The sequence below is a fragment of the Streptococcus oralis ATCC 49296 genome, from assembly GCF_000185265.1.
In the GTDB taxonomy this organism is placed as follows: domain Bacteria; phylum Bacillota; class Bacilli; order Lactobacillales; family Streptococcaceae; genus Streptococcus; species Streptococcus oralis_BC.
This window is the reverse complement of record NZ_GL622183.1, coordinates 1,408,317-1,417,682: the sequence shown is the minus strand read 5'-3', so window position 1 is coordinate 1,417,682 and position 9,366 is coordinate 1,408,317. Positions and strand designations below refer to the sequence as shown.

11 protein-coding genes are annotated in these 9,366 nt (G+C 38.2%); all 11 read right to left on the bottom strand.

The window, feature by feature from the left end:
• Nucleotides 1–25: 25 nt before the first annotated feature.
• Nucleotides 26–955, bottom strand: coding sequence for a tagatose-6-phosphate kinase (locus HMPREF8578_RS09080; protein ID WP_000604255.1), 930 nt, complete (start codon nt 953–955; stop codon nt 26–28).
• Nucleotides 956–965: 10 nt separating this feature from the next.
• The gene (gene lacB / locus HMPREF8578_RS09075; protein ID WP_001216920.1) at nt 966–1,481 is read right to left on the bottom strand and encodes a galactose-6-phosphate isomerase subunit LacB; all 516 of its coding nucleotides are present in this window, start codon (nt 1,479–1,481) and stop codon (nt 966–968) included.
• Nucleotides 1,482–1,629: 148 nt separating this feature from the next.
• Nucleotides 1,630–2,055, bottom strand: coding sequence for a galactose-6-phosphate isomerase subunit LacA (gene lacA, locus HMPREF8578_RS09070; protein WP_000029277.1), 426 nt, complete (start codon nt 2,053–2,055; stop codon nt 1,630–1,632).
• A gap of 286 nt (nt 2,056–2,341) precedes the next feature.
• Complete coding sequence (locus HMPREF8578_RS12470) at nt 2,342–3,238, bottom strand: aldose 1-epimerase family protein (RefSeq protein ID WP_000234155.1); 897 nt, start codon at nt 3,236–3,238, stop codon at nt 2,342–2,344.
• 108 nt (nt 3,239–3,346) lie between these two features.
• Nucleotides 3,347–4,822 carry a PTS galactitol transporter subunit IIC gene (locus HMPREF8578_RS09060; protein ID WP_000382517.1) on the bottom strand — a complete coding sequence of 492 codons (1,476 nt, stop codon included), beginning with the start codon at nt 4,820–4,822 and terminating at the stop codon, nt 3,347–3,349.
• A 54-nt stretch (nt 4,823–4,876) separates the two neighbouring features.
• Nucleotides 4,877–5,182, bottom strand: coding sequence for a PTS sugar transporter subunit IIB (locus tag HMPREF8578_RS09055; RefSeq protein WP_000590552.1), 306 nt, complete (start codon nt 5,180–5,182; stop codon nt 4,877–4,879).
• Nucleotides 5,183–5,219: 37 nt separating this feature from the next.
• A complete protein-coding gene (locus HMPREF8578_RS09050) occupies nt 5,220–5,696 on the bottom strand; it encodes a PTS sugar transporter subunit IIA (protein WP_000521979.1) in 477 nt (158 codons plus the stop codon).
• A 190-nt stretch (nt 5,697–5,886) separates the two neighbouring features.
• Nucleotides 5,887–6,576 (bottom strand): sugar phosphate nucleotidyltransferase, encoded by a 690-nt coding sequence (locus HMPREF8578_RS09045; RefSeq protein WP_000643954.1) that lies wholly within the window; start codon nt 6,574–6,576, stop codon nt 5,887–5,889.
• An 11-nt stretch (nt 6,577–6,587) separates the two neighbouring features.
• Complete coding sequence (locus tag HMPREF8578_RS09040) at nt 6,588–7,466, bottom strand: DMT family transporter (RefSeq protein WP_000791843.1); 879 nt, start codon at nt 7,464–7,466, stop codon at nt 6,588–6,590.
• 1 nt (nt 7,467) lies between these two features.
• Complete coding sequence (locus HMPREF8578_RS09035; RefSeq protein WP_000413087.1) at nt 7,468–8,325, bottom strand: phosphotransferase family protein; 858 nt, start codon at nt 8,323–8,325, stop codon at nt 7,468–7,470.
• Nucleotides 8,326–8,341: 16 nt separating this feature from the next.
• Nucleotides 8,342–9,364, bottom strand: a complete 1,023-nt coding sequence (locus tag HMPREF8578_RS09030) for a ribitol-5-phosphate dehydrogenase (RefSeq protein WP_000609901.1) — start codon at nt 9,362–9,364, stop codon at nt 8,342–8,344.
• Nucleotides 9,365–9,366: the final 2 nt, after the last annotated feature.

Sequence of the window (9,366 nt, the reverse complement as noted above, 5' to 3'; positions counted from 1 at the left end):
ACGTTTGTTTTCTGTTAAAACCATTTTATACCTCTTTTACTATTAATTGATCATATAAAGCTTGATAGTTGGCCATATTGACATGACCTGTCATCTTTTCTTGGGCATTGAGCATACCAAGGACATTGGCCTTGATGAGGAGTTCTTGATCAGATTCCTTATGAAGAAGTCCTGAGGAAATCCCTGCCACAGTAGAATCTCCAGATCCAACAGGGTTCACTACCTGAATTCTTGGAATATCTACCTTGTAGAAAGTGTCCCCATGTTTTGCAAAAGCACCATTTGCACCAAGTGAAACAATTATCCACTCAATCCCTGCAAATAGAGGCTCTTGAAGAACTTCTTTTAACTCATCCAAATCCTCAGAAACTTCTTTCCCAAGAAGCTGAGACAATTCTTCGTTATTTGGTTTGATTACTGTTGGTTTATGTGGTGATTCAAGAACCGCCTGAAGGGCAGCACCTGAGCAATCCAGAACAACTGGTTTTCCTACGCGATTAGCAAGTTCTACTAAGCTTGCATAATAGTCAACTGGAAGGCCAGCTGGAAGACTACCAGAGATAGCAACTACTTCCACAGCGTCAAGAAGATTTTCGAAATGAGCCAAGAAATCTTGCCCTTCTTGTTCCAGAACTTCGGGACCTTTTTCAAGGATTTCTGTTTGGTTTTCACCGTGTAGAATAGCGATACAGTTACGAGTCTCTCCTTGAATGGAGAAGAAACGTTTCGTTACTTTATCATCGATATGCTCTACTAAAAACTCACCAAGTTTACCACCGACCAAACCAGTAGCTGCAACAGAATCACCAAATTCTGAAAGAACTCGTGTAACATTGAGCCCTTTACCACCAGCTGTCTTGGTCACGTCCACCACACGGTTGACAGTGTCAATTTTCAATTCATCCAAAGGATAAGAAATATCAATGGATGGATTCATTGTGACTGTTAAAATCATGCGTCACCTCTTAGTCGTGGTATTCACCGCGATCCCATTTTTCAAGGAATTCTGTAAAGAAGTTTGCATCTGCTTGATGAGCATTGTGAGTTTCAACGTGCTCAATTTTCGCAATCAATTTTTTGTTTTCTTCTGATGGTTTGTATTCAGCTTTGATGAAAGCTTCAATGATATCGCACATAAGCAATTCACCAGTGATTTTACCACCAAAACCAATAACGTTGGCGTTCAATTGTTCTTTTGCATAAAGAGCTGTTGTCATATCACGAACCAAGGCAGAACGAACTCCTGGAACTTTATTTACAGCGTTGTTGATACCAACACCAGTACCACAGATACATACCCCAAGATCAGCTTGACCACTTGTAACGGCTTCACCAACTTTTTTACCAAAGATTGGGTAGTGAGTACGTGTGTGGTCATATGTACCAAAGTCAATGACTTCATATCCTTTTGATTTCAAAAATTCTGAAACCGCCATTTTTTCATCTGTTACGATGTGGTCACATCCAATTGCAATTCTCATTAGTTATTCCCTCCGATTAATTATATAAATCTAATATCATTTATCCTTACTCAATAAAAATCAAGATTAGCTTAGGAAGCGAGCTGCAAGCATAACTGAGGTTAGCTAAAGTGAGCTGACAACAGATTATCTTGATTTTTGAAGAGTATTAGCACATTTTGTTCAACATATCAACACGAATTTGGTGACGGCCACCGTCGTATTTACCGTTAACAAAACCTTTAGCAATATTTTTAGCCAATTCGTCACCAACAAGTTGTGCACCCATAGTGATCATACGTGAGTTGTTGTGGCCACGAGTCATATAGGCTGAGCGTTCATCTGATACTTCTGCGGCAACCATTCCTTTGATTTTTGTTGCGACCATGAATGGACCAGCACCATAAGCATCAATCACGATACCAAGATTTTGTTCTTCTTTGTTTACTTCTGCGGCAACAGCAAGAGTCACATCAACAAAGTCTTGACCTTCAGCTGTAACATCCACAACGTGGAAGTTTTCTTTTTCCAAGAAGTCTTTCACAACTTCTTTCAATCTCAAACCTGCAGCATCTGCACCGATAACAATAGACATATTGTATACTCCTTTTTATTTTTCTAGGCTAGTAAAGACTTTTATAGTTAGCAGTTTACCTACAAAAGACTTTCTAGCAGTTTAGTGATAAATTTGATTGAATGAGATGAATATCACCTTATCCAAGTCCAGGAAATCAAGTTCCTAGAAAGAAACTTTCTCTGCGACAGAGAATATAACAAGTGATTATTTGTTTGTTACAAACATCATTTGTTGTTTACAAACATAATATACTCCTATTTATAGAAAAAGTCAACAGTAAATGTTTGTTTTTGTGGTTTTTTATCTAAAATATTTCAATATCAAAGCCAATCTGATCTACTTGACCGGGTTGCAAGAAACGAACGTTTTTCTTATCTTCTAAATGATCTCCTTCTTCAAGAGATGTTGACAAGCCAGACCAAGGTTCAAAGGCAATGAAAGGTCCCTTATTCAAAGTTGACCAGATAATGAGATTTGAAAACTCTTGGAAGTGTACTTTTAATCCCTTCTCATGTTTACGAGAACGAAGGGAAATTGTTCTGGATTGCAACTCATCCAAAGTCACTGCATCAACACTAAACAGATCGTAACTTAGATCCACTTCCTTTTGCGAATCCAACCATGGACTTCTATCTTGAAAGTCTAACATGCCAGTTTCTGGGAAAGGACGTGGAACAGAGCAAGTCTCTTCTTTCTCAAACTCTAAATAGTAATCTTCATAAGTTTCGCCTTCTAGCAGAGGACAATTAAATCCTGGATGTCCTCCTATAAAGAATGGCATTACTTTATTCGTTTCTTTATTATAGATTTTGTATTGAGTACGGACAGTCTTGCCGGTCACTAGATAAGTGATTTCAAGACGGAAATGATAAGGATAGTTTTGATAAGTATTCTCATCATCTTCGATAGCAAAGGTTACGCTGTTTTCTGTTTGAGCAACTAAGTCAAATTCTTTTTTACGGACCAAACCATGACGAGGAATGTTTCCTTTCGTCTCCGTTCCATCTGCGTGACTGTAGAAGGCTGTATCTTCTCTTAAAGAGCCACAGATTGGGAAAAGTACTGGCGCTTGTCCACTCCAGTAAGTGGCATCTCCTTGCCACAAATACTCAATGCCTTCTCGGTCCTTGATTGACGACAAGGCGCCACCTAAGGTTTTAAACTGGACCGTTAACTGGTCTGATTTGATTTCAATTACCATAATATTCTCCAACTATTTTTTAGATTTTTATATAAAAAACTAGGTTGCCACTCCCAATGTAGGAAATTAACAACCTAGTTTTCACAATTTACATTTTATAGGAGCGAATTATTTAGCATTTGCTGCGTATTCTTCGTTACGTTTGATCATTTGTTTTCTATACCAAGCAAAGATACCTACATAGAATACAAGGAAGACTGCTGCACCAAGGATTGCTTTGATATCACCTGTTGTAGCATTACCGATTGCCCAACCAAATAGTTTTTCAATTGGTCCTTCAAGAGTTGAGTGAGTAATCAATTGAGATTGGTTCACACCTTCTGGGAAGGCACCTACACCTTTAGCAAGTTCTGTTGCGAATGGTGCGATAAGAGTACCAGAAAGAAGGAAGAGAGGCAACAAGAGTGTTCCGAAGATAATCATACGGAGCAATTTACCACGTGTAACAACCAAGAGAGCTGGAGTCACACCCATAGCGATGATACCTGCAAGTGGCAAGATACCATTACCAACGTTTGAAAGAAGCACTGCTTCAACTAGCATGATTGGAGCAAGTACGTTAGCACAAGCCCAGATTTCAGCACGACCAGCGATGAAAGGCCAGTCAAGACCGATGTTGAATTTACGTCCTTGAAGACGTTTAGTAGCAACGTTTGTAATACCTTGTGAAAGTGGTTCTACGGCTGCGATGAACCAAGATCCTATAAGTGAGAAGAGTTCCAAAGCTACACCGGCTGTCAAACCAAGAGACAACCAACCTTTAATAACTTCTTGCCAGTTTGCAGCATCTTTAAGTCCTTCAACAGGATGTGGAGTACCCATCAAACCAATAACAATACCAAGGATGAAACCGATAAAGAATTTAGAACCCCAGAAACCGATTTTTTTGTTCAATTTAGCAGCATCAAAGTCATATTTATCAAGACCTGGGAAGAATTTTTCAAAAATCTTATCCAAAACCATGATAACTGGGTTCATCATGTAGTTCATGTGTGTTGAAGTCATTGGTGATGAACTTGGTGCATTAAGAAGGTCGTCGAATGTTGGTTTCATCAAGTCAGAGTTGATGATTTTCAAAACACCTACAAGGACAACTGCTGCAGTTGCGATGAAAAGTGAAACCCCTTGGCTAACTCCATTGTTGTCTGCGTACCATTTAATCAAAAGACCAGTGATTGACAAGTGCCAGATATCGAAGATATCAACGTCAAGTGTGTCCGTTTTCTTCATTGCAAGCATCGCAACGTTGACAATCAACATTACAAGCAAGAAGTAAAGTGTCCACGCAGAACCCCAAGTGATGGTTGCAAGTGGTGCCCAACCAACGTCGGTGATGTTCAATTGAATACCAGTATTTTCAACGAATTTTGCAAGTGATGCTGAGAAAGCTCCGTTGAGCATACCGATGATGGCACCGATACCAGTAAGAGCGATGGCAAGTTTAATACCACCTTCAAGCGCTTTGGAGAATTTCACTCCAAAAAGTAGAGCCAATACTGTCAAAATGATCAGCATGATGATTGGTCCACCCATATCCAAGATAGGTTTGAACAGCTTATTGGCTAGTTCGATAATGACATCCATAATAGTTCCTCCCGTTTTTTTAGTTATATGAATGTTAACAAGATAAAGAATAAATTAGCTTAGTCCGTGTTCTTTAATAGCTTCTTCAATATTGTCAAATACTGGAGCGCTCATTGCTGGAATACGGAACAAGATTGGGCCAGCTTCAATTACTGGAATACCTGGTTCAAAACCAAGGTCAGTTGCAGCGATTGGTGTAAAGATATCGTAGCCCTTGATAAGGTCTTCGTTTACATCTTTCACCATGACTGCATCACAGTGAACATCATAACCACGGTTTGAAAGTTCTTCTTCTAGAGCACTTTTAATTTGGTGACTTGAGTTAACACCTGCACCGCAGGCAGCAAGAATTTTAATCATTTGGATTTCCTCCGATTTTATTTTTTAATAGACAAGATTAAGCGGTTGCTTCAGCAATGTAAGCATAAAGTTTTTCTGGTTCGGAAATTTTTGATAGATCTTCCAGATGTCCATTTCCTGTGAAAAAGTCCATCAACTGAGCCAGAATATTTGTTTGACTTGAACTTGAGTTGTTAATGATAAAGAAGAGTAGGGATACTTCTACTTCCTTATCAGGAGCTATCATATTGTGAAAAGTTACTGGTTTTTCTAATCGAACAACCACTACTTTCTCAGCTAGATTATGAACAATATCTGTATGAGGAATCGCTACATTTGGCAAGTCCTTTCCTAGAAATTCCATATCTAAACCAGTTGGAAATGACTTTTCACGCGTGATCAAGGCTTCACGATAAGTTGGAGTGACAATTTCTCGTTCTTCCAACAAGCTTGCTACCTGATCAAAGAGTTGTTCTTGATTATCCGCTTCTAAGCAAAACACCAGGTTTTTGTCAAAGAAATGATCTAATCCCATAACATTTTCCCTTCTTTCAATTATCTTTTATGTAATAAGTATAACACTATATGAAATCGTTGTCAATATTTTTTGTTTTATTTTGTTCATTTTTTTGTAATTTTTGTTTTATTTAAAGAATACAATCAATATCAAACATTCTTGTTATAAAATACACAAAAAAAGAAGGCCCAAGCCTTCTTCTATTTCCTTACTCAATAGTAGATAAAATCTCTTCTAATTTATGGTAATCTTTTACACTATCAATTTCATAGATGCTATTTCCTTCTAATTCTTCGACATAGACATCTAATTCTTTGATATTATCCTTAACCATGTTGTCCCAGTAGAGATCAACAAATTCACCACTTTCGTAAGCTTTGTCAATAAAGCCAACAATCTTCTCAGCAGTTGGTGCATCCCAGAATGAAACTCCGCTCAGAATGCGACCAGCCTTGCTGTCAACAATAATGTCTTGAACCTTGTAGTCATCACCGTAAACCAAGAACCACTCGTTGGTACAGTCTTCACGATAAACGCTAAAATAGGTAGAACGTTTAAGATCGTTTCGAAACATATTTTTGAAAAGATAGTTATCTGCATCGATGACATAGCTGTTAGCCAAATCTTTTTTTACTAGATAAAGTGAGTAAAAGTTATTGTAATCAGCATACTTGTCGTTAAAGACTAAACGGACACCATATTTTTCTTTTAGGTAGTCAAATTGTTCTTTGAGGTAACCGACAACGATAATAATCTCATCAATTCCTCTCTCTTTCAAAAACTCGATTTGGTATTCTACCAAGGGTTTTTGATTAACCTTAACCAAAGCTTTTGGTGTATTTTCAGTCATAGGGCGCAGACGAGTTCCTAAGCCCGCTGCTAAAATAATCGCTTTCACACGAATCTCCTTTATTCTTTAATAATAATATAAACACCAGCCATAACAATAAGTGAAGTGATGATTGTCAGCATATCTAGCGGTGCACCCAAGAAAATAACTGCAAATAAGACAGTCCAGACTACATAGCTCACATTCAAACCTGTCGCTTTTGCAGGTTGCAAACGATTAATGGCGATATAATAAGCTAAGTAGGAAATCATATTAAAGGCCGCAAAGACAAGCAAGAGGCCTAGTAACTGCCCATCTGCCACTTCTGCAAACGAATGGTGAGAAAAGAGCACAATCACAAGATAGGACAAGAATGAGGTTACTTGTCGAATTAACAAGGCTTCAATTTCACTTAAATCACTTTCCATAGCATAGGAGCTGAGAACACTTTCACTCCCCCAGGCAATGGCACAGATAAGGGCACAAAGAATCCCAATGTAAAACGAGTTAACTTGTTCAACTTTGTAGGTTTGAGCAATGATCGCTGCAATAATCAAGAAAACACCAAATACTGTATTCTTTGAAACCTTGTGTTTCAAAATGAAGAAGGCGAGCAAAACTGAAACTGCTGGGTAAATAGCTGATACAGATGAAGCTAGAGAACTACCGATATATTTAACTGCATAAAGATTGGCCTGCATACCAATTGGTCCTGCTAGTAAAGCTCCGATAATTACACTCACATTTCGAATATTTAAGAAAATCGAGAGACGAACTTTTCTTTCTTTTACCAAAAGAAAAGCTAACAAGATAAAGATACTCAAGAAATCATGAGCAGCAGCCACCACAAAAGGTGAAAGATTTGTAAAAATTGAAAAGATATAAGCACTAATTGTTAGACCTAATCCCCAGAAGATACCAGAGAGCAGACCAAAGGAAACACCATTTTTATTCTTCATCCTAACCTCCATAATAAGTCAAACCTTCGACAGCTCTTTGGTAACGATTGACACCGTAATCTCCAAAATCAGCCCCTTGAGCTTCTTTGTACACTGTCCACAAACTCCAGATAGTATCTTGCAAGATTTTATAGATACGAATCTTCTCACGTGATACAGGCGTTTTGTCACTTTCATAGTAGGAAAGGAAATCATCTTCCTCTTGCTTTGTAAATTCAGACTCTAAGAAAAGAGCTGCCAAATCCCACATCGGGTCATTCATAGAAGAGTATTCCCAGTCAATCAAATACAAACGACCTTGTGGTGACTCGATAAAGTTTTCTGGTACCAAATCGATGTGACAGGACTTTCTATCAACACTCAAATCAGCCAATCTCTTTTCTAGTGAAAATACATCTTTTCTTACAGCTTCATAGTTTTCATAAGGGATAGGTCCCTCAATCAAGGATTCATATTTGCTGATTTCCTCAAAAGGAGCAAATTCTCCTCTTAATTCTTTCCCTGAAGCATGGATGGTTTGTAAAATTGGTGCAATCTTTTCAAACTTGGATTTGATAGATGTTGAATCAAGAGTTACTGCTGATTCGATGTATTCATTTACTTTAATCCCTGACTCAATATCAAAGAGGTAATTTTTGACATCTAAATCTAAATCCTCTAAAAGTTCAAGATTGTACTTTTCATTTTGACGATTGATGAGTTTTTCAGTCCCTTTACCAAAAAATTTCACAATATACTGTTTGTTGGTTGTTTTAACCAAATAGTTTTGGTTGGTCATGCCTCCCAACTGTTCAACACTGAGTACTTCCTCTTCATCAGATAGTAAAGAAGAAATTTTTTCTTTGATGAGTTTCTCCACAATTAACCTCCATCTTCTACACTTCCCACTTAAATACTGTTTTGAAAGCAGTATTTAGGTCTGTAGCAAAGACACGGTGAATGTCCTTGATTTCTCTCACAGGCTCTTCAACATAAAGGATATTCTTCAGACGATTCGCAAACTTTTTGACTTCCATCATTTGAATGGCCTTCTCAAAATCGACGCGTCCTGAACGAGATGAGCCTACTAATAACAATCCTTTTTCCAAAGCATCTCGTGTATTGATATTAACCTTGTATTCACTCACTCCCATCATGAGAATCGTTCCCTGTGGACGAATATAGCGAATCAAGTCATTGATAGCTGGTCCTGTACCATCACCACCGCAACACTCAAATCCATGATCAAAGGTCAAATCCTCTGGGATATTATCCGTGATATAGCACTCTTTTGCAAAAGAGAAGAGCTCCAATTTTTCCCAATGGCGTCCAATCACGATAATCTCTGCTTCCGGTAGTGTGTAATTAATAATATTGGCAACCACAAAGGCCAAACTACCATCTCCAATAACAGCGATGCGCTCTCGCTTGCTATGAGCAAGATGCAGGAATCGATCCATGGCATGCATACCGACACTTACAAACTCGGTGATGGCAGCAACTGTATCTTCGATATCATTATAAGAAACGACTCGGTCTTTTGGAAGAGAGACAAATTCTCGCATAAAGCCATCATAACCACTAGATAGGAAGTAGGTTCCTGTCATGTAGTTCTCGTAGAACTCCTTGTCACTCTGCATAGGCGGTTGATTGGGAATCATAACTACCTTTTGACCGACTTCATAAGTCCCAGTTGGATCGGAAATAACAGTTCCACAAGACTCGTGAATCATGGCCATTGGAAGCTTTTTAGCCAATATCTTTGGATCGCGTTTCCCTTGATAGTAACGTTGATCCGCATGACAAACCGCCATATAATTTGGACGAATCAGGATATGATTCTCCTGATCAATGTCCTCTTCTTGGTATTTTACATTGATAAACTTTGGTTTGGTCAGTTGATAAATTTGATTAATCATAG